Annotated in this window: 18 protein-coding genes; 10 read left to right on the top strand and 8 right to left on the bottom strand. The window is 53.5% G+C overall.

Translation table 11 applies throughout. The features are described from left to right. Positions 1-65: 65 nt before the first annotated feature. The gene (locus tag AC0YN4_RS23095) at positions 66-944 is read left to right on the top strand and encodes an ROK family protein (RefSeq protein WP_475782824.1); all 879 of its coding nucleotides are present in this window, start codon (positions 66-68) and stop codon (positions 942-944) included. A 284-nt stretch (positions 945-1,228) separates the two neighbouring features. Here the strand turns inward: AC0YN4_RS23095 and AC0YN4_RS23090 are convergent, their stop codons facing one another. The 3 genes from AC0YN4_RS23090 to AC0YN4_RS23080 are packed head-to-tail and all read right to left on the bottom strand — an operon-like array spanning position 1,229 to position 4,853. Beyond that, positions 1,229-1,375, bottom strand: a complete 147-nt coding sequence (locus tag AC0YN4_RS23090; RefSeq protein WP_475836870.1) for a hypothetical protein — start codon at positions 1,373-1,375, stop codon at positions 1,229-1,231. An 11-nt stretch (positions 1,376-1,386) separates the two neighbouring features. Continuing rightward, complete coding sequence (locus tag AC0YN4_RS23085) at positions 1,387-3,765, bottom strand: alpha-L-rhamnosidase-related protein (RefSeq protein ID WP_475836869.1); 2,379 nt, start codon at positions 3,763-3,765, stop codon at positions 1,387-1,389. An 8-nt stretch (positions 3,766-3,773) separates the two neighbouring features. Then, positions 3,774-4,853 (bottom strand): LacI family DNA-binding transcriptional regulator, encoded by a 1,080-nt coding sequence (locus AC0YN4_RS23080; RefSeq protein ID WP_475782821.1) that lies wholly within the window; start codon positions 4,851-4,853, stop codon positions 3,774-3,776. Between the two features lie 321 nt (positions 4,854-5,174). On the opposite strand from AC0YN4_RS23080, the gene AC0YN4_RS23075 reads away from it, so the two are divergent. Continuing rightward, positions 5,175-5,735 (top strand): hypothetical protein, encoded by a 561-nt coding sequence (locus tag AC0YN4_RS23075; RefSeq protein ID WP_475782820.1) that lies wholly within the window; start codon positions 5,175-5,177, stop codon positions 5,733-5,735. A gap of 122 nt (positions 5,736-5,857) precedes the next feature. On the opposite strand, the gene AC0YN4_RS23070 is transcribed toward AC0YN4_RS23075, so the two are convergent. Further along, the gene (locus AC0YN4_RS23070) at positions 5,858-6,112 is read right to left on the bottom strand and encodes a hypothetical protein (RefSeq protein ID WP_475782819.1); all 255 of its coding nucleotides are present in this window, start codon (positions 6,110-6,112) and stop codon (positions 5,858-5,860) included. Positions 6,113-6,308: 196 nt separating this feature from the next. Here AC0YN4_RS23070 and AC0YN4_RS23065 point away from each other — a divergent pair, with 196 nt between their 5' ends. Together AC0YN4_RS23065 and AC0YN4_RS23060 are read left to right on the top strand one after the other, a co-directional pair. Further along, positions 6,309-7,484 carry a sialidase family protein gene (locus tag AC0YN4_RS23065; protein ID WP_475836868.1) on the top strand — a complete coding sequence of 392 codons (1,176 nt, stop codon included), beginning with the start codon at positions 6,309-6,311 and terminating at the stop codon, positions 7,482-7,484. Positions 7,485-7,525: 41 nt separating this feature from the next. Beyond that, positions 7,526-7,915 carry a VOC family protein gene (locus AC0YN4_RS23060; RefSeq protein ID WP_475836867.1) on the top strand — a complete coding sequence of 130 codons (390 nt, stop codon included), beginning with the start codon at positions 7,526-7,528 and terminating at the stop codon, positions 7,913-7,915. Positions 7,916-7,984: 69 nt separating this feature from the next. Here AC0YN4_RS23060 and AC0YN4_RS23055 read toward each other — a convergent pair whose 3' ends face one another. Both AC0YN4_RS23055 and AC0YN4_RS23050 read right to left on the bottom strand, forming a co-directional pair. Then, the gene (locus tag AC0YN4_RS23055) at positions 7,985-11,317 is read right to left on the bottom strand and encodes a DEAD/DEAH box helicase (protein WP_475836866.1); all 3,333 of its coding nucleotides are present in this window, start codon (positions 11,315-11,317) and stop codon (positions 7,985-7,987) included. A 162-nt stretch (positions 11,318-11,479) separates the two neighbouring features. Continuing rightward, positions 11,480-12,001 (bottom strand): PadR family transcriptional regulator, encoded by a 522-nt coding sequence (locus tag AC0YN4_RS23050; RefSeq protein ID WP_475782815.1) that lies wholly within the window; start codon positions 11,999-12,001, stop codon positions 11,480-11,482. A gap of 155 nt (positions 12,002-12,156) precedes the next feature. Here AC0YN4_RS23050 and AC0YN4_RS23045 point away from each other — a divergent pair, with 155 nt between their 5' ends. The 3 genes from AC0YN4_RS23045 (at position 12,157) to AC0YN4_RS23035 (ending at position 14,936) form a co-directional block, all read left to right on the top strand. Then, entirely contained in the window at positions 12,157-13,620 is a 1,464-nt protein-coding gene (locus AC0YN4_RS23045) for an MDR family MFS transporter (RefSeq protein ID WP_475782814.1), read from the top strand. A gap of 351 nt (positions 13,621-13,971) precedes the next feature. Beyond that, a complete protein-coding gene (locus AC0YN4_RS23040) occupies positions 13,972-14,445 on the top strand; it encodes an N-acetyltransferase family protein (protein WP_475836865.1) in 474 nt (157 codons plus the stop codon). 62 nt (positions 14,446-14,507) lie between these two features. Further along, entirely contained in the window at positions 14,508-14,936 is a 429-nt protein-coding gene (locus AC0YN4_RS23035) for an SRPBCC family protein (protein ID WP_475836864.1), read from the top strand. 77 nt (positions 14,937-15,013) lie between these two features. On the opposite strand, the gene AC0YN4_RS23030 is transcribed toward AC0YN4_RS23035, so the two are convergent. After that, complete coding sequence (locus AC0YN4_RS23030; RefSeq protein ID WP_475836863.1) at positions 15,014-15,871, bottom strand: helix-turn-helix domain-containing protein; 858 nt, start codon at positions 15,869-15,871, stop codon at positions 15,014-15,016. A gap of 195 nt (positions 15,872-16,066) precedes the next feature. Between AC0YN4_RS23030 and AC0YN4_RS23025 the strand changes: the two genes are divergently transcribed. Next, positions 16,067-17,974, top strand: coding sequence for a beta-L-arabinofuranosidase domain-containing protein (locus tag AC0YN4_RS23025; RefSeq protein WP_475836862.1), 1,908 nt, complete (start codon positions 16,067-16,069; stop codon positions 17,972-17,974). Between the two features lie 100 nt (positions 17,975-18,074). Here AC0YN4_RS23025 and AC0YN4_RS23020 read toward each other — a convergent pair whose 3' ends face one another. Then, positions 18,075-18,350 (bottom strand): hypothetical protein, encoded by a 276-nt coding sequence (locus AC0YN4_RS23020; protein WP_475836861.1) that lies wholly within the window; start codon positions 18,348-18,350, stop codon positions 18,075-18,077. A gap of 503 nt (positions 18,351-18,853) precedes the next feature. On the opposite strand from AC0YN4_RS23020, the gene AC0YN4_RS23015 reads away from it, so the two are divergent. Beyond that, on the top strand, positions 18,854-19,507 hold the full coding sequence (locus tag AC0YN4_RS23015; protein ID WP_475836939.1) for a glycosyltransferase: 654 nt from the start codon (positions 18,854-18,856) through the stop codon (positions 19,505-19,507). A 158-nt stretch (positions 19,508-19,665) separates the two neighbouring features. After that, positions 19,666-20,574 carry an AraC family transcriptional regulator gene (locus tag AC0YN4_RS23010; RefSeq protein ID WP_475782808.1) on the top strand — a complete coding sequence of 303 codons (909 nt, stop codon included), beginning with the start codon at positions 19,666-19,668 and terminating at the stop codon, positions 20,572-20,574. The last annotated feature ends 239 nt before the right edge of the window (positions 20,575-20,813 follow it).

The following is a 20,813-nucleotide window of genomic DNA, read 5'->3' as shown; positions in this document are numbered from 1 at the left end:
TTTGCTATTTTGCATAGTATACAAACTAATTATGGTGACACTATGACTGGGAGGAACTGGGGATAATGCTTATTGGAGCGGTGGAAGCCGGCGGTACGAAGTTTGTTTGTGGGATCGGTAATGAGAAAGGCGAAATTCTGGATCGGGTGAGCTTCCCGACCGAGCAGCCGGAGAAAACGCTGGCGAACGTGATTGCGTATTTCCGTGAGAAAGAAGTAGAAGCTATCGGGATCGGCTCGTTCGGTCCGATTAATATTGATCCGAATAGTCCGTTATACGGCTATGTTACGACAACGCCGAAGCCGGGCTGGGGCAACTATCCATTCCTGCCGGAGCTGCGCAAGGTGTTTGACGTTCCTTTTGGCTGGGATACGGATGTAAACGCGGCTGCACTCGGTGAAGCAACTTGGGGCGCGGCTGCCGGACTGGACAGCTGTCTCTATTACACGATCGGTACCGGTGTCGGTGTCGGCGTATATGCAGAAGGCAAGCTCGTTCATGGATTGGTTCATCCGGAGGGCGGACACGTGTTGACGCGTCGTCATCCGGAGGATACGTATGAAGGCTTCTGCCCGTATCATGGCGATTGCTTGGAAGGCATGGCTGCAGGTCCGGCGCTTGAGGGCAGATGGAAAGTGAAGGGCAGCGAGCTAGGTGTGGATCATCCGGCTTGGGCGATGGAGGCTTTCTATATTGGACAGGCCGTATCGAGTGCGGTTCTGCTCATGTCGCCGAAGCGTATTATTCTGGGCGGCGGCGTTATGCATCAGGAGCATCTCTTCCCGCTCATCCGTGAAGAGGTTCGCAAGAACCTGAACGGTTACGTCAGCGCGGAAGCGTTGCTTGGCGGCATCGACGAGTACATCGTGCCTCCGGGTCTTGGCGACAACGCCGGCTTGAGCGGTGCGTTGGCACTTGGCCTGCGAGCGCTTAGCGCGAAGTAATCAATAAAAGCTGCTCCAATAGTTGCGATTAGGCGACTTTTGGAGCAGCTTTTTGTTTTGTGCGAGCGGACCGGGCTGTTGGAGGCGGAAATGATGCCGGAAATGCAACATTTCACCCTCATCGGTGGGTAAATGGAGCCCAATGTAGCACAAATGGCAGCATTTCAATGAAGAATGGCCCATATATGGCTTGATGAGATGAAAATGTTGTAGTTAGCGCAACATTTCCTCCGTGAGGCCACCATTTCCCGATAAATGTTGCATGAAAGGCAGCATTTTCTCAATCACGTGCGAGGTGTGATGGTCGTGATGATGCGTGATGGTGCGTTGATTTTCAAACATTTTGCGCCGAACATGCTGCCCTTCACGACTTCATCGCTTACGACCAGCTGATCGCCGATTTCGTTGTACATGTGCTCATAGTGCGACATACTCGTTCCTCCTACTCCTCACGAACAAGCGGCTTCCCGCTGAAATTACGCACCTCAACCGTAAGCTGCGGCGGTGCCGATATCCGGTAACGAAGCTCGCCATCCTCGATGCGCCATTCCAGTTCGACAAGCCCCTCCGGTGTCGGCAGCTTCCCGCTGCACCATTGCAGCGACGTGTTCGTGAAGACGATCGACAGCTTATTCCGCTTCAGATCGAGCGATTCGATGCCAAGCGCATCGCGGTACAGACTGCGTACGACATGGGAGGCAAAGCCGTGGTTGCAGCTGGCAGTCGTACGGTTATGCTCCCAGAGCGTACCGGTTTGCTCAGCCATTAAGCCGAAGAAAGCTTTGATCTCCTCCAGCAGCTGTGCGGAGGCGCCTAATTGCGATAACAGCTCCATGCGCAAATAATAGCCGATAAACGCGTTTGCTGGATGGATCTCGCTAATATCGGCGATGGTTGGTTCCTCCGCGCCGCGGCTCGGGCTGAAATCGTGAACGAGGCTCGCGTACCAATCGTGCTGCGTCTCGGCATCCGCAATCCCGAAGAAGGCAGCGTAGTATTGGCACACTTCGGTGCGGTTGTCGGTCATTTCGATTTCGCCATCCGCATTCTCAATCGCCTGATCGACGAAGAACTTCCCATCGAACGAAAATTCCCGAATGACCTGCTTCAGTGCGACCCCTTGCGCCAAGTAATCGTCGTTATGGTAAAGCCGGCCTGCTGCTTCCAGTGCCCCGGCGTAGAGCATGTTGGAAGGGAAGTTAATGCCGCTAACAAAGCTGTTCGCCTTCGACCATTCGATAAACACCCAGCTCTCCAAGTTCTCCAGCAGCCCAAACTCATTATGGAAGCCTTCAAAATAACGCAGCAGCGCATCCACTCGCGGCTGCAGGGAACGAATCAGCGCCTCATCCCCGCCGCGCGAACGGAATTCCTCCAGCTGAATAATGAACCACAGCGACCAATTGGGAATGAACTCGCCGCTGTAATGATCCGCGGGATAACACATGGGCAGCATGCCCTCAGGCAGATGAGCGAAATGCTCCGGCAGCGCAAAATTCTCAAGGAAATTGTGCTCAATGACGGAGCGTCCGGTCAAATCGGCCTCAACACGTGCTGTGAAGAAGCTGTCGCACAACCAGCCGGCACGTTCACGAGAAGGGCAGTCCATGAAAATATCAACCGCATTCTGACGGAACGATTCCCTCGCTGCTTCGAAGATTTTCCCTAGTGCCTCATCAGAGCTGCTGAAATTCGCGCGATCCGCATCCGGATTCGCATATTCCCGTAAGGTGCAGCCGGAGAGAAGGCAGTCACCTTCGAGAACGATGATTTTCATATATTTCAGCGTATACGGTTCAATCGATTCGAAGGCATAAGCACCAGGCTCGCAGGCGAGATGGATGACGTTCGAGCATTCCAGCCGCAGATGATCGACATCGCCATGCAAGAGAATCTCATCGAATGTAATCGCAATGCGCGAAGCACGCTCACATGTGAACTGAATGCCAATAAACCCGGATAGATTGCGGTCAAAAGCCAGTATCGAAGTATCCTGTGTGCCCAATTGAAGTGGTTGCCCATCATACGCAACGGCTGCCGCATCACTGGGCAGGCTCGTCTCGAGCTCCCCCAACTCATCCGTAGGCAGGAGCGCCAGCTCGCTGATCTCGAAGCCTTTGAACAAGGGGCCAATTCCGGTTAACGCACGGTCCCGCCAAGGGGAATTTGCGTCAGCCCCGCCATCGGCGCGTTTCGCAACCGTGCCGGAGGCAACGATGGCAGCCGGAGCTTTGACCGTAAAGTCCGAATAACTTACCCGCCGCGGCAGAAGCTGTTTCTCTTCCATAATAGCACTCGAAGCCGCCGGGGAAGCGGGGATCGAATCCGCGTTTGTGCGCCACTCATGAACATGCGCATCCAACTGATACGCCTCGATAAAAGCACGCTGGAAGCTGTAACGCTGCACCTTCTGCACGCGTTCCGGAAGCACGAACACGTCGAAACCTCGAGCCGAATCACCTGTCGCAGCTGCGACAACGCCATCAAGCTCAACCTCTGCCTGGACAAAAGAAGGCTGGTCAAGCGTGTAAAAGCTGTTCACATTATAGCCCGCGACTTCAATGGCGACGCTGTTCAGACCTTCCTGCACCACACTCGGCGAAAGCTCCCATTCATCGACGCGGTAATGGCCGTGCGGTCCTGCCGCCGGGCCATGCCCGCAGAAATGCCCATTCACATAAACGCGATAACGGGAGGAAGCCGTGATTCTTACAATCCGGCGTTCCGTCCCAATCCCTTGAAACTGAGCTCTAAAGCCGCCGGTGCAATTCATTTCCTGCTCTAGCCCTTCCGGCCAGATGGGGCGTGCATGTTTAAACATAGCGAGTTCTACCTCCGGGAATGGGTTATCTTATCTATCTTCTGATTCGCGCCGCCACAGCTGGACCTAATAATAAGCTCCGACGGGATGACGATATTCTGAGCGCTGCGTTCTTTCTTGCGGGTGAGCAGTTTATAGAGGAGCCTCGCGCCTTCCTTGCCGATCTCATGCAGATCTGTTGTCGCCGATGAAATACCGTATTTCTCGGCGAGCTCGGAGTTCTCGAAGCTGATGAGTGCGAGGTCATCCGGGATGGATATGCGATGCTCCCTCGCATATTCGTACACCCCGACAGCTTGTGTATCCCGTCCGGATACGATGGCAGTCGGCGGCTCCTTCAAGCTAAGCAAAGCATTCGCAGCGCGGTAGCCGCTTCCTTCAAGCTCATCACCGATAAACAGGTACTCATCGCGGTACCGAATTCCTGCCTCTTCAAGGGCGCCACGATAGCCTTCAAGCCGATCCTCACATACGAGAAATTCGAGTGGTCCCGGGCTGATGAATGCGATTCGCGTATGCCCGAGCGCCAGTAGATGCTGCACGTTGCGGTAGGCGATATCGTAATTATCGACGTCGACGGAATTGACCTGGTTCTTCAGACCATTGCTGCCAATGATGACGACGGGAAAATGATGGCCCAGCAGCTCTTCGATGACCGAGGAATCGTGGCTAGGCAAGCAGATCAGCACACCGTCCATCGCACGCTCGCGCATCAGCTTGATGAGCTTCGGTGTTTTGGCTTTATGGCCTTGATTATCCCAGGAAATCAGCAGATTATAATCCTTCTGATCCAGTATCTCGCCTATGCCTTGCAGCAGATGGGGAAACACGCTGTTGCCTGCAAAGGAGAAGAAATTAGAAGCAGGCTGAGGCGTAAACAAACAAATATTGTTCGTCTTGCGTGTGACAAGGCCGCGGGCTGCAGAGTTTGGCTGATAGTTCAGCCGTTTGATAACCTCGAATATGCGGTCTTTCGTATCAGGTGCGACAGGTGCGGTGCCATTAAAGGCGAAAGAAACCGTAGAAATCGATACGCCGGCTTCTCGCGCAATATCTTTGATCGTGACGCTGCGGTCTGACTTTCTCATCGCTCGCACCCTCTAAAAACGTTTTATACGGCTAACGTAGCACACCGATTTGAGAGCGTCAATATATGGAATTTGTTATGATAAGTAAGGGGTCCCGAAATAAGACCCCCACGATTCGTTACATCTGAGAAGGGGTTATTTTCGGGCAAATAAGACTTCTACGATTCGTTAGAATAAGTGGGAGTGGGCTATGCAACTTTGTCGCTAGACTCATAATTAAAACGTTTTAACCTTCGCAAGTACGACATCAATTCACAAATGCCGGGGTATACTCAGTACAGCAAGCAGGTAAAGAGTACCTTGGGAGGGAGGAGATCGGATTTGAATCAAATTGGCCAGACCGTTCCATATGGCTATGAGCCGCCTAAGGAGCAGCTAAAAGGAACCATGATTGTGTATGATTCCTTCCAGCGGATGTCAAACGAGAGTCTTGCTTTTGCCGTGGAAACGGCGGTAAAGCATCGTTTTGCCAAGCTGGTGCTGTACCCGCTGCATGAAGAGACAATCAGACGGATGACGAAGGAAACCGTGCTGCCTTATTATAAAAGGCTGGATCGACTGCATGATTGGAAACGTGAGCTTGAAGCTCAGCATGAGGTCGGCGGAAGAGACAGCGGAGGGCTAACCATTGTCATAGAGGGGCTGGAAGGCAAGCGGAAGAAATATACGCCGATCGAAGCGGCACTGCGCCATCTGGCAGAGTCCTACCCATCCCCCTACTTCTTGTATATCACGCCGGAGACGGCTAATTTGTTCGCCTCTTACTCTTCGTTCGAGGAGTGGATCGTCAAATTAAGATTGCTGCTGGCATCTAAACCATCGCAATCGCTGCATCCTAAGCTGGAACAATATCGTCATCGCTGGAATATCGCAGGTGAATAATAGAAGCAAACAAGCCCCGGCACTTGATTATGTGACCGCGGGCTTGTTTTGGCTTAGTCAGGGTTTGGTTGTAGGTGTAGAGGATAGGTCGATGAACATGTAGATAAGAATGAAAACGAGGATTAGGCAGCTTTCGAAGGGGAAAGGGGCTTGTCCGTATTGCGATCTGCGATCATGCGAAGCTCTTGAAGCAAGACGTTCAGTTCGTTACGCAGGTCGCTTAGTTCTTTACTGCAGCGGGTTTGAAGTCTGTTTAGCTCTTGATCTGACAGTTGATTCTGTTTCACTTGGTAAATCAGTTTGTTGGTCATGGTGTCACTTTCGCTCAACCTGGTGGTGTAGATGATGCTGGAATTCGTAGACGTAGACGTGGACATGGATTTGGTGCAGCTCCTTCGTGGTTTAGTTGAACCCAGTATAGCAACGAATGATTAGAGGAAGATGTGAGAATTGTAAAAGCAGTGTTAGATTTTGGTTCCGTGTCCTGCAACCGGCCGCTTCGTTCACTCGTCAGAGGAAGAAGAGATAGAGAATGGGGAACGTTGGGTAATTTACGAATATGAGGCGATGTTGATGAGAAGAGGAAGAAGAGTTGCGATGTGGGTGATGGCCGTGCTGCTTGGGACATCTTTATGGGTGCCGGCGAGGTATAACGCTTCTGCACAGGCGGCAGCGCCGGAACCGGAGGCTTCCGCAGCCTGCAGAACCGATAATCATGGATTGAACTTACAGGCGATGACGGATACGAACGCTCCGCATATACAGGCGATTCAGTTCTTAGGCGCCACTATCGGACGCGCGGCCGGGAACGGCTTCATGATCGGCACATCAGACGGGGGCTGCCACTGGCAAGCCATCTATAACACAGGCAAGCTGAGCTTCAGCCAGATGGAGTTCTTGACCAATTCGGTTGGCTATGTGCTGGCAAAGACGAGTGCAACGAAGCAGAATACGCTGCTCAAAACGACAAATGGCGGCGGCGACTATACATGGGTGCCTACAGGGCAGTATGGTTTTGAGCGGATTGATTTTCTGAACGAGCAAGTGGGTTACGGGTTTACGCGTGCATTCACCTTCAAGACGACGAATGGCGGCCAAACATGGACCAAATTGACGACACCGCCGAACTCCCGCTATGTTCATTTCGTAACGGAAAATAAAGGCTGGGTCATTACGGTGCTGGCTGCCGGCGGGTATGAGGTGAAGCGCACGACTGACGGCGGTCGCCACTGGACCGATTCCCTTAAGGTCAAAGCATCCCTCAACTATGGCGGAGCCATCTATGGCACGGACAGCTCTGATATATGGGTGCTGCTGGTTGGCGATTCCGGGATGTCGCAGACGTCCTACTCGTTGTTCCATACCGCGGATGCAGGCGCGCACTGGAAGCAAGTGATCTCGCATCCTACTGCGGGTGGCGGACCGGCGCCGGGACCGGTTGCTCCTGCGGGTACACTTGAAGGACCGGCGGGAAGGCCGACAGATATGGCGGTGCTTGGGCGCCAAGGGGCATTCCTGGCAGCCGGCAGCGGAGCGCTGGATAATCTGCAATTCGGCCGATCGCTGGATGATGGCAAGACATGGAGCAATTTGCCGATAGCTGTGCCCGGGTATGAAGGGAAGCTTTCGTTCGTGTCGCCGACTACCGGCTATCTGGCGGTAACGAGCCTGTCGAAGTCCGGCGTCTACCGGACCGTTGACGGCGGGAAGACGTGGACGAAACGATTTTCGCTGCCAGAGCCTCAGTAAATGATGCTATAATGGTGGGAAAAAGGCGGTGAACGAGCGCGATGATTCACCACGAGGGCATTCATCATGTGAGCTTGATCGTTACAGATATCGAGCGGGCGAAGGCATTTTATCGAGATGTGATCGGCTTACAGGAGATTCAGCGGCCGGCGTTTGATTTTGAAGGGGCTTGGTATGCCGTTGGCGGCGGTGGTCAGCAGCTGCATTTGCTCGTACATGACGGCGAGACGAAGCGCACCAGTGGCATTGATACGAGGGACGGACATTTTGCGATTCGCGTGGCCGACTTTGACGAAACAATCGATTGGCTGAATGAGTGCGGCATCCCGCATCGTCACAACCGTAACAGTATCACGGGTTTCTCTCAGATTTTCCTGCTCGATCCCGATAGTAATGTGATTGAGCTCAATGCCGCCCGGCACGATTCCTAAGTAGAAAAAAGACCGATTCCGAACGCGTAGCCGTTACGCGGGGGAGTCGGTCTTTTTTGTGCTGCGGAGCTATCCTTCGATCATAAGCAGCTCCTGTATTTCCTCGGCGGTGAGGGCAGAGAGCGCCTCTTGACCGGGCTGAATCACCTCGTCGATGAGGTTCTTCTTGCGCTGCTGCAGCTCGTACATTTTGTCCTCGACTGTGCCTTCGGAGACGAGTCGGATGACTTGGACGACCTTCTTCTGTCCGATGCGATGCGCGCGGTCGGCGGCCTGCTGCTCTACGGCAGGGTTCCACCAGAGGTCATAGAGAATGACGGTGTCTGCACCCGTGAGGTTAAGTCCCGTACCGCCGGCTTTCAGCGAGATGAGGAATAAATCCCGCTCGCCATCGTTGAACCTTGTGCTTAGCTCAGCTCGTTCCGAGGACGGCGTACTGCCATCCAAGTAGAAATGGGGGATTTCGCGCCGCTGCATTTCCAGCTTGATGATCTTCAGCATCTCCACGAACTGCGAGAATACGAGCAGCCGCTTGCCTGCTTCGCGGCATTCGTCGATCAGCTCCAGCAGCTGCTCCAGCTTGGCTGAACTGCCCGCATAGTCCTCGATGAAGAGGGCGGGATGGCAGCATAGCTGGCGCAGACGGGTAAGGCCGGCTAAGATGCGGATCCGATTCTTATGCAGCGTATCCTTGTTCAGATGCTTCAGCGTCTCCTCGCGAAGCTTGGCGAGATAGGCGGCATACAGCTTCTTCTGCTCCGGCAGCAGCTTCGACACCTGCGTGGACTCGATCTTCTCCGGCAGCTCCTTCAGAACGTCGGTCTTCACGCGGCGCAGCAAGAACGGACGCGAGCGCTTCGCGACGACTTCGCGCGGCAGATCGCCGAAGGCGCGTCTTGCCGGGAAGAGCTCGGGGCACACCGCATCGAAGATCGACCACAGATCCTCCAATCGATTCTCTACAGGCGTTCCTGTCAGAGCGAAATGATGACGCGCCTTCAGCAGCTTTACGCTTTGCGCAGTCTGAGTGGTGTAATTCTTGAATGCTTGCGCTTCATCCAGAATCAAGGTGTGAAAGGACATGCCGGCATAAGCTTCGATGTCCCGCCGCAACAGCGGATAAGATGTAATTAAGACATCAAGGGTCGAGCTTCTTCTCAGTATTGCGTCTCGCTCTTGCTTCGTCCCATCGACAATCGCGACGCGAAGGCTTGGCGCGAATTTACGCAGCTCATTTCGCCAGTTGTAGGTGATGGAAGCGGGGGCGACGATTAGTGCGGGCAGTCGTTCTTCGCGAATATCCGGTAGGAACGATTGTAGGAACGCGATGGCCTGCAACGTCTTGCCAAGCCCCATATCATCTGCAAGAATTCCGCCGAAGCCATATCTGGCCAGCGTCCGCATCCACTGATAACCATAGCTTTGATAGTCCCGCAGCACGCCGGACATGCCTTCCGGCAGTTCGAAATCCAGATTATCCGGATTTCGGAGATTCTCGAGCAGCTGTCTGAGCGGTTTATCGAGCTTGACCGAGCTGCCTTGCCTCGGCGTATCCATCAGATGCAGACCACGGAAGAGCGGGATGGAAATGCCGGAATCGCGCAGATCCTTCAGCGTGAACCGAGCCTCGTTAATCATGCGAATGATTTCCTGCATCGCTTCCGTCTCAAGCGGCATTAGAGCGCCGGTTGCCAAGCGGTGAAATTTGCGCTTCTCCTCAATGGACTTAAGCAGCTTGCGAATTTCGGCCTCAGGTATGCCATCGATATCGAATTTGAAATCCAGCCAATTCGTTCGTTCGTTAAACTGGACTTTCACAATCGGCGGTACGCTTCCCGTATGGATGCGTGTACGTACGGCCGAAGTGGCATGGACCGTCAGCAGCTTCTCCAGCTGCGGCACGACATGGTAGAGGAAGTGATATTCACTGTCCTCGTCACCTAAGAAGTAGCCGGCCTCCGTTTTGGCGAAAGAAGCCTCTTCCATAAGCGTGAGAATCTGGCGTTCCTGCTCGCCATCACGCACGAGAATCGGTCCGTTCGTACGGACCTCGCTCTCGGCTTCCAGCGGATTGATGACCAGGTCGCCATAGTGGAATTCCAGCGCAGCGAGAAGTCTGTCCCGGACGCGGTCGAGGAACAGCTTAGCCTTGAGCGGCCGATGCGTGATGCGGCGCGACACGTCTTCCGCGATATGGACAGTGCCCAGCTTCAGCAGCTCCGGCACTACGCGCTCCATGAAGGGCTCGATTTGTTCCGGAAGGATCGGGATATAAGGCAAGGAGGACCGTTCTTGCAGCTGCTGCAGCACTGCCAGTCGGCGGCAAGCGGCTGGCGGCAGCTCGATAAATCTGCCATCCACGAGAATAAGACCGTAGGCTTCAATGATGACCAGTTGGTCCAAGCCTTGCGCTTGAACGTGATAGCTGCCTCGGTCGCGAATTGGAGCGCCGCTTTCATGAAGCTGCCGGAGATCGAAGGTTAGTGGCGGAATCCGCTCTTCGGATATCGCAATGGTTGGATAAGCGGTATTGCCTTGCTCGAGCATCGTCGAAGGCGCGCTGATCAACGTGGCGAGCAGAGGCTTCCAAGCACCGGGCGGGATCGGCAGCATACGCTGGCCGCTGAGCGGAGCCGCATGTATGGCATAGATGCTCGATGTTTCTTGGTATAAGCGTTCCTGCTGCAGCACCGCAATCAGCTGCCGGATCACCTCGAAGTCTTCCGGCAGGAAGCTGTGCAGCTGCGGATCATAGTGAAAGGATTTCGCAATCGTAAACGGCTCGCCGAGTTCAATGTGACGGAGAAACTCGCGAATCTGCTGTACGATGATCGGCCGCTTCGTTCCGACCTTCAGCTCGATGCCAAGCAGCAGCTTGCCGCCGCTGTAAGTAAACGGCTTGCAGACGAAGGTGACGGCAAGCGGTTCGCGGGTATCGAACTGAGTCTGAGCGCTGCGAATGGACTTCCGCGAGCTCGCCGGAGCGAACATGGAGAGCAGCTCGCGGGCGAGCTCGCCGCTCGACTCTAGGGAGGCAGAACCGGAAGTAGGGCTGTTGCCGGCATGTGCGGTTTGTGCGGTTTGGCTACCCCCTCCCATCGGAGCTCGGCCGCTCTGCTGCGCATCGTACAAGAGCAAGAGGACGGCCGCGACATGGGAGCAATATTTGTCGTAGGAAGATAAGGAGGGGCAGTTGCATTTGGCGGCAACATCGCCATCGTCATCGAAACGGATGCTGACTTCGAACGTTTCCTGCAGCTTGACTGTCGCCTCGCATCGAGCGGCGTCCGGATCATAATAGGTAATCGCTACTTTCCGGCTGCGGAAAGCGGATTCCCCTTTCTTATAGGAAAGCTGCCCGCACATCGAAAGAATAGCGGACTGCGTCAGATGGTAGCTCATGTGCGGTATTCCTTTCCTTTGTGCCCTATCGGGCAAGGTCTGCTCGTGAAGCTCTATCAGCATCATAACCGTTTTGATCATGGCTGCACCAGCTTATTGCATCTCTATAAGATAAAAGAGCTGAGTCCCTGGCATTGTCCGCCGGATCTCAGCTCTTCTTGTTTACGATTCGTCTTCCAGCTGTTCAAGCGCCCATTCCGCCCAGTTCAGATCGGACTGCGTGGCGAACCGTCCTCTCTCCAGCAGCAGCCGCATGCCCCGTGAAGGAGGCGGCTCCTTCGAGGAATAGAATTCGATTCTGCGATCCAGCCAGTGTACCCTGTCGCGGCAGTAATTGATGCGAAGCTCCAGCTGGCGCTTCATATCGTCCGGGTCACCTTGATCCATGGCAAATACTTTGAGTATAAGCTCATCACGTATTACGGGGTCGTTGGCAGGTACAGTCAGCCAGGCGCGAAGGGCGTCGCGACCCTTATCGGTTATCGAATAAACCTTCTTATCCGGCTTATCGGTTTGGGTGACGAGTACGTGCCGAACATAGCCCTCGCTCTCCATCTGGGAGAGGAGCGGATAGATTTGGCTGTGCTTGGCGGGCCAACAGGACTGGATTTTTAACATCAGGTCATAACCTGAATCAGGAGAATAAGAGAGTAGACTAAGGAGCCCATAAGCAAGGGTGTTCATAGGATGTCCTTCCCATATGTTAGTTTTGACATATTATTGGTAGTGGTATATGATTGTCATTGGTTTTGATTATATGTAAATACCGACATATATGCAACGGTGCCGGGAGAGGTGCCTGTTTGAGAAGATGCTCTGGTATTGAGGGGGAAATGAAGTTGACTGAACAGGAGCAGCAGGACAAAGTAAAGTTTTGGCCGATTATGACGGCGATTTTTGTCGGCTCTTTTTTGTGTGTTTTGGCATCGAGTACGATTAATATTGCGCTGCCGATTTTGCAGGACCATTTTCATACCACGCTCGGCTCCATTCAATGGACGCTGACGGGCTTTATGCTGGCGATGGGCACACTGGCTCCGATCGTTGGATACTTGGGAGAGAAATTCAGCTATAAGCGGCTTTATTTATTCGCGCTTATCGGCTTCGTTGTTGCATCTGTGCTTTGTGCCGCATCTTGGGATGAGTATTCGCTTATCGCATTCCGTGTTATGCAGGGCGCATTCAGCGGCTTGATCTTGCCGGCATCGATGGCTATTATCTATCAAGTGGTTCCGCGTGAGAAACAAGCGATGGCGATTGCGCTCTGGTCGCTTGCTGCGATGATGGCTCCGGCAATCGGACCGACGTTCAGCGGCTGGCTGCTGGAGAATTTCGCTTGGCAGTGGCTGTTCTTGATGAACATTCCAATCGGCTTGATTTCGATCGTGCTGGTGTTTGCCTTTATTCCATTCTATCGTCTCAGTGTGCCGAAGAGCTTCGATGGCATCGGGTTTATTACCGTCCTTGTCAGCAGTTCTTCGTTGCTGCTTGCGCTTGGTCAAGGTCACAACTGGGGCTGGGATTCGGGCCGGATTATTTCGCTTCTCGTCGTAGGTGTTGTGATGCTGGTACTCTTCATTTGGCGGGAGCTTACGACCGATACTCCGCTGCTTAATTTGCATGTGTTTAAGAACGGACGTTATACGCTGAACTTAATCATTACGATTGTTCTCACGATCAGCTTGTACTCCGGTACATTCCTGACGCCGATCTTCCTGCAGCGCATTCAGCATGTGTCTGCGATGGACACGGGGCTGATTCTTCTTCCGGCTTCGCTGGCTATGGCTCTTATTATGCCTGTTGTCGGCAAATTATATGGCAAAATCGGACCGCGCTGGCTGATGGCGATGGGCATCCCGCTGCTTGCGCTCGGTACGCTGACGCTTAGCTGGCTCAGTATCGACGTTTCTCATTCCTACATCCTTTGGTGGATGACGGTTCGTAACCTCGGCATCGCGATGGTTATGATGCCTGCGAGCAACGCGGCGATGGAGCAAATTCCGCGTCACTTGGTTGGTCATGCTTCCTCGATCTCCAACTGGACGCGTAACGTATTCGGTTCCTTCGCGATTGCGATCTTCACCACCTTGCTTGCGTCGCGTTCCGTTCAACACGGTACTGATCTCGCGATGGCCGGCGATACGAATGAGCTGCACATCGCGAACATGGCGTTCACGATGAGTGTCAACGATGTATATCTGCTGGCAACCTTAATCGCTGCTGTTGCATTCCCGCTTGCGCTGTTCGTCGGCAAAGCGAAGCAGCAGAAGGTTGCTGCCGTGGAAGCACGCCAATCGGCGTAAAAGTGGAAGGGAGCCTCTCCGTTGTCTGATGAGACGACGGGAGGCTTTTTTGCGCTCGCCGCTCGATACTCTAACGAACCCAGCAGGTCTTATTCGGAGAAAACATGCCCCAACGGACCTGAAATTCACTGAATAAGGCCCTGTGGGTTCGTTAGAATTTTTTGGCCGTCATTTGAGACCAAATAAGGCCCCCATGGTTCGTTAGAATAAGCATGGTTAGTTTGTTGCAGGTGGCGCGATAGGTTACGTTTTGCGCGCTAAAATATGGTATGGTGAGTAGAGTTAAAGTGGATTGCGGATTGGGAGTCGAACCTACTGCTGAAAGGGACGAATATCATGCGATTTGCCCGGATGGAAGAACGTTATCTGCCGCAGGTGTTGGAGATTTACAATCATTATGTCGTGCATACGACGGTTTCTTTTCACACGCTTCCCCTGACGATGGACGAAATTCGGCCGAATGTACTGCCTGCCAATCCGCTGTACAGCACCTATGTGTGTGAAGAAGAAGGTGCGATAATAGGCTACGGATTGCTTGCGCAGCATAAGAACAAGCAGGCCTACAATACGACGGCGGAGGTCACGATTTATCTGGCTCCGGGGCATCTCGGCAAGCGAATTGGCGCAGAGATGGTTGCTTTTCTGGAGACGAAAGCGCGGGCGAGCGAGTTTCATGTGCTTGTTGCCACGGTGTGCACGGAGAATGAGCGAAGTATTCGAATGTTTGAGCGACTAGGTTACGAGCGAGCGGCACTATTCAAAGAAGTGGGTCATAAGTTTGGCAGGTGGCTCGACATTGCCAGTTATCAGAAGATCCTAGAATAGGAAGCGGGGCCACCGGCACACGCATTCCCATGAATCCGAGCGACAAAAGGAGATACATACCTATGAATAACCTAACCAAATTTCGAATCGCCAGACCGGCACGCGACCTGTTCGAAGCCTTCGTAGACCCTGCTAAGATCGGTAACTTCTGGTTCTCTACCAGCTCGGAGCGATGGGAGAAAGGCAAGAGCGTTACGCTGATTTACAAAGAGTACAATGCCGAAGTGGGCATAACGCTGCTTGAGGTTGAGGCAGATAAGAAGATCGTGTTTCAATGGGCCGGCGAGGATCATATTGTCACCATTACCTTGGAAGAGCAGCCTGACGAGTGTACGATTATTGCCATTAATGAAGAGGGCTTTCAAGATCATGATCCTGAGCTGCTGAGTAAAATCGTGGACAACAAAGAAGGCTGGGTGTTTGTGCTGACGTGCTTGAAAGGGTACTTGGAGTTCGGCGTGACGCAGCTCCGGACGGGAATTGTCAAATAAATCCGTTTAGCAAAGGCAGTTCGGCTCAGGACGAAAGCAAGTTGTCCTAAGCTGAGCTGCCTTTTGTCATTCGCTGATCATCGATATCGAAGCCGGAACTCCTTCGGGCGAGCGCCCGTGTGCTTGCTGAAGCAGCGGACGAAGTAGGGGAAGGTCTGGAAGCCGGTTTCTTCGGCAATCTTACCGATGGGCTCACTGGTATGAATGAGCAGCTGCTTCGCCTGCTCGATGCGGTAGCGTGTGAGGTAGTCCTGCGGCGTGCAGCCGAATGCTTTCTTCATGCAGAGCGCGATGTAGTTGGCGTGAAAATGCAGCTGATCCGACAGCTCCTTGTAGCTGAGCTGTTCCCGGTAATTGCGGCGCAAGAAAGCAGCCGCTTCATCCGCGAGCGCAAGCTGCGTGTCCTTGGCAGCAGCGGTATGGCTGCCCTCCTCTTGCAGCTGGAGCAGCAGCTCGAGCAGCAGGGTTTGCTGGCGAAAACGGGCTGCAGCATGGAAGTCGGCATGGAGCAGCAGCAGATTTTGCAGCCGTTCATAGACGCCTTCCCTTGCGAGCAGCTCACCGAATCTCGGCACATGAAACGCGAAGGTTTCGATCTGTGGGTAGGGATCATTAATAGGCGGGGGCATATGCGGTTCGCGTTCCGCTACAACACTCCAGCTGCCAAGCGTTTGAAAATGAAGCCAGTAGAAATGCGTCTCCTCTTGGCAGGGAATCACGGTCTTGTGCGCGCGATCCGGACGCAGAATGGCAAACTGATTGGCACTAACGGTGAGCGGCACACCATCCTCTTCCAGATAGAGCGTGCCGCGTGTTACGGCGAGCAGATCGAATACACCGATGCTTGCACGGCCCGGATGCTTGCCGCCTGCTGTATAGGTATCCTCGCCCGAAGTGATATAGTGCGGCATGGGCGGAGAAGTAAATCGGAACATTCGAGAGTCGCTCCTTTCGGAGAGTTTTGCTTTTATCATAAGTGTTTATCAGGAATTGTGCCATATGGGCGAATTTGAATTCATGTTGTGATTAGATAAAAAAGGGTTGTCATCGGCTATCGGCTGTATACACGTAACCATGCTATATTCGCTTCATAGCAATCTTACTATGAGGATCTGAAGGAGACGACTTATATGGAGACGACGATAAATAAGCTGATCGCCACAGCATTTCAAGCTTTACCGCTAGGGGCGATTAAGCCTGCAGGCTGGCTCCGCAATCAGCTGCGTATTCAGGCAGATGGATTAACCGGACATTTGGAAGAGCATTGGAGCGATGTTGGGCCGGATAACGGTTGGATTGGCGGTCAAGGGGAGAGCTGGGAGCGCGGGCCTTATTATTTGGACGGACTGCTGCCGCTTGCTTATTTGCTGGAGGACGAGGGGCTGATTGCCAAAGCGCAGCGCTGGGTGGAATGGTCGCTCGCAAGCCAAGGGGAGGATGGCAATTTCGGTCCGCGCGGAACGATTCAATCGGTCAATAATGACATCAACAAGAAGCACGACTGGTGGCATTACATGATCATGCTCAAGGTGATGACCCAATATGCGGAAGTGACGGGGGATGAGCGTATTGTTCCGTTCTTGACCCGATATTTCCGTTACGTGCACAGTCATATTGCAGCTAACCCGCTTGAGGGATGGGCCAAGGCACGCGGCGCAGAGATGGTACTGTGCGTGCAATGGCTGTACAAAGAGACAGGGGATGCGTTCTTGCTGGAGCTGGCAGCGACGGTAGCCGAGCAGACGCTCGATTGGACCGATGTGTTTCACGACTTCCCGTACTGGCGCAAAGTGGAGGAGTGGGATTGGAGCACGCATGTCGTCAATGTGGCAATGGGCATCAAAACCCCGGCGATCCGGTATGAGCTAAGCGGTGAAGAGGTTGAGCTTGCTGCCGTTCATCGCGGAATCGACAGCTTGATGACGTACCATGGTCAAGCGCATGGCATGTTCTCCGGAGACGAGTGGTTATCGGGGACGAGCCCAAGTCAAGGCGTCGAGCTGTGCGCCGTGGTCGAGTATATGTATTCCATGGAGCATCTGACACGCGTGTTCGGCGAAGGACGGTTTGGGGATATTTTGGAAAAGGTGGCTTTCAACGCGCTCCCGGCCGCAATCTCTAAGGACTGGACTTCGCATCAATATGATCAGCAGGTCAATCAAATCGTGTGCAACGTGGCTCCGCGGACTTGGAGCAACGGCCCCGATGCGAACTTGTTTGGTCTGGAGCCGCATTTCGGCTGCTGCACGTCGAATATGCATCAGGGCTGGCCTAAGTTTACGTCCCATCTGTGGATGGGTGACGGGAACGGCGGCTTGGCGGCTGTGTCGTATGCGCCTAGCGTGGTGAACGCGTCGGTTGGAAGCGGTGCGACGGCAACGGTAACGGTGAGCGGTGAGTATCCGTTTCGTGATACAGTTAACATAGCTGTGGCGCTGGATCGTCCGAGTGAAGCCTTCTCCATTTCGCTGCGCATTCCGGCCTGGTGCGGTTCGCCAAGCTTGTCGGTTAACGGCGCTAACGTTTCGCTAAACGTCGTTAATGGTTATGCGCGCGTGGAGCGCGAGTGGAAGAACGGAGACGTGCTGACGCTTGGTTTGCCGATGGTCGTTACGACGACATCCCGCAATCTGTATGCGATTAGCGTTGAGCGCGGACCGCTTGTCTATGCCCTGCCGATTCAAGAGAACTGGCAGCTGCTCACGAAGCGGGCGAAGTTTCACGACTGGGAGGTTTACCCGGGCACGCCTTGGAAATACGGCCTGTTGGCAGACAACGACTATGCGGTTAGCGAGAGTGAAGTGCCGTATCAACCATTCGATGCCGAGCATGCGCCTGTTACGTTGAAGGCAATCGGTCAGCTGGTGCGGGAGTGGAAGATGGAGGGCAACAACGCGGGGACGCCGCCGATCTATCCGAAGACCGAAGGTCAGGAGATCGCGGAATTGACGCTTGTCCCTTACGGCAGCGCGCGCCTGCGGATTGGCGAATTCCCGCTGATCGGGGAACGCGAGAAGGCGTGGAAGAAGCGGGTATAAGCGAAGCTGGATGTGTAAACGAAGTGGCTGAACCGAGGGGACTCTGTTCAGCCACTTTTTGGTGCTTTATCGTGATGGTAAAGAGATGAATGATGCAATCTCATCTAATGCGGACAAGCGCATGCTGCAGCACGTTGTTGCCAATCTGCGGCGTGACAGGCTCTTGGCTAAGGCCGAACACGTTGAGGATCACGTTGCGATTCGCTGTGCTGCGGCTGATGCGCACTTCGTACTTATACTTCACGCTCGATACGTCCGCGTACACGAAATTCGACGTGCCTGGGGCCAGGGATACGAAGCAGTTGGTCGTGTTACACGGCGCCAACGTGAGTGCGACAGGCAGGCCGCTCGACCAGTCGAATACTCGAAAACTCATTCGTAAGGCATTTCTATAGCCAAGGTTGACGAGGTCAACGAGGGCGAAGTTGGTACCGGGATTTCGCCGAATTATTCCCGTGGAATAAACGGCTCTACTGTAGCCGCTCCCGGCGGTGCATGACATGCTGCTGCTTCGAACTTTTCGGCTGTTTTTGACGGTATTTCCTCGTGTTTTGCTGCTGCTTGTGACGACTCTACTGCTGTTTCTCCTCATCGACATTCTCTTATCTCCTACTCTCTCATTCATGTCGCTGCTAGTTGCTATACTCCTGTTAATAGATGCCGAGAGTGGCCAAAGGGTACGGGTTTCTGCCTCTACATAGAAGAAAGTATAAGTCTCACCTTCTACAATGCTTCTATTACACCGGAATGAAACGCGCTGCGCTGTGAAGGTCGGGCTGTTTCACCTTGTGTGTATGAAATGAATGGAAATGTCCACAATAAAGGAGCTAACCATACCGACTATACCGGCCTCACAAAAGGAGAAGAACAACAATGCGGATGAGAAAACAATGGCTAAGCCTAACGCTCGTATGCGTGCTGCTTGGGCTGGGAGTTACTCCAATACATGCCTCAGCGTCAAGGCAAGATCATCATGCCCATCAACTTCGCTATACGCAGTCGATGGTAAACCTGAACAAAGAGCTCCGGAAGCAGTGGGGCGACCATGTCTACTGGACAAGATCCTACATTGTGAGCGCGACCGAGGGACTTGCGGACCGCGATAAGGTGCTGGAGCGCCTGCTTCGCAATCAGCAGGATCTCGGCAACGCCATTAAGCCGTACTATGGCGAGAACGCAGGCAACAAGCTGGCTGAGCTGCTGCGGGAGCATATCCTGATTGCCGGACAAGTGCTTGAAGCGGCGAAGGCTGAGAATCAGGCGGACTTGGAGAAGCACAATAAAGCGTGGTACCGCAATGCCGACGATATTGCCAAATTTCTAAGCGGCGCTAACCCGAATTGGACGCACAAAGAAATCAAGAGCATGATGGATCGGCATTTGCAGCTCATTACGGTTGCGGTGACCGCGAGGCTGAAGAAGGACTGGAATGGCGATATTCTTGCTTTCGATGAAGGACTGGCACACATGCTGATGTTTGCGGATATTCTCGCACAGGGGATCGTTGCTCAGTTTCCTGATAAGTTCAAATAAGTAGCTTAAATTGCACGAAGTGGCCGCCGGGAAAGTACGGTGGTCTTTTTTTATGCTGCGAGCAGGATTCAGCAAGAATCATCAAGAAATTAGCATGGAGCCACGTTACAATACAAGGAGTACGAGTACAGCAAGGAAGAGGAGGTCATGCATCTCGAATGAGGGAGGATTACCTGCTGCAGATCCAAACGACTATTGATTACGTAGAAGCACATGTAGCGGAGGAGCTGTCCTTATCGCGGCTGGCGCAAGTCGCGAGGCTGTCCGACTTTCATTTCCACCGGGTCTTTCTGTCCATGGCGGGAGATACCGTAATGGAATACGTGCGTAAGCGTCGTCTGGCGTTATCGGCTTGGCAGGTTGCCTATTCGGATACAAGGCTGCTCGACATTGCGCTGAACTATGGCTTTCAGAATCATGAAACGTTCACCCGCGCCTTCAAGCGCATGTTCGAGATGACGCCGGCTGACTACCGCAAGCAAGGGATCAAGCCGCCGGCTTACTCGAAGCTAAATGTGCTGCAGCGCAAATACAATCCTTATTTGGGAGGCATTCGCATGGATTATCGGATTGAAACGAAACCCGCTTACAAGGTCATCGGCTACGAGCTTACAACATCCACGAACGATGGCGAGAATCAACGCCAGATTCCGGCATACTGGCAGGAGTATCTGAAGAACGGCTGGGCGGGCCGTATTCCGAACCGCGTTCATAAGGAAAGCCCGATCGAGCTCGGCATCTGCCACGGCTTCGACATGGCGACCGGAAGCTTCAAGTACCTGATTGGCATGGAAGCCGAGAACTTCGACAATGTGCCGGAGGGTCTCGTCTGCCGCGAGTTCGGAGCTGCTGAATATGCGGTGTTTACGACACCGAAGGTGCCGACCGAGCAGTTCTCTAACACGATCCAAAGCACATGGGGAGCGATCTTCGGCGAGTGGTTCCCGCATTCCGGTTATGAGCATGCCGGCTCCGCGGAGTTCGAGCTGTATGATTATCGCTGCCATCCGGGCCGAGAGCTCGTGGAGATGGACATTTATCTCCCTGTGAAACGCAAAGAAGCGTAAGCTTTAACCTATAGGTCTGCTAAGAAGAGGCGCAGCCGATAATCGGATGCGCCTTTTCTTATTGCTGCCGGCAGGCGAATTTTGCGTCATGGAGGATGCAAGTTTCGCCGACTTCTCCTTTTTCAACGTAGAAGGGGCTTGGGAAAATGGTGTAGTGCCCTGTTTAGGGTGGAAAAAGGGGAACTTCCCGAAAAAATCCCGTTGAGCGCAGGAAGTACCGCGTTTATCCTATGTCTACA

This window comes from Paenibacillus sp. J22R3 (assembly GCF_056269305.1).
The sequence above is the reverse complement of the archived record's forward strand: the minus strand, read 5'-3'. Positions and strand labels throughout refer to the sequence as shown.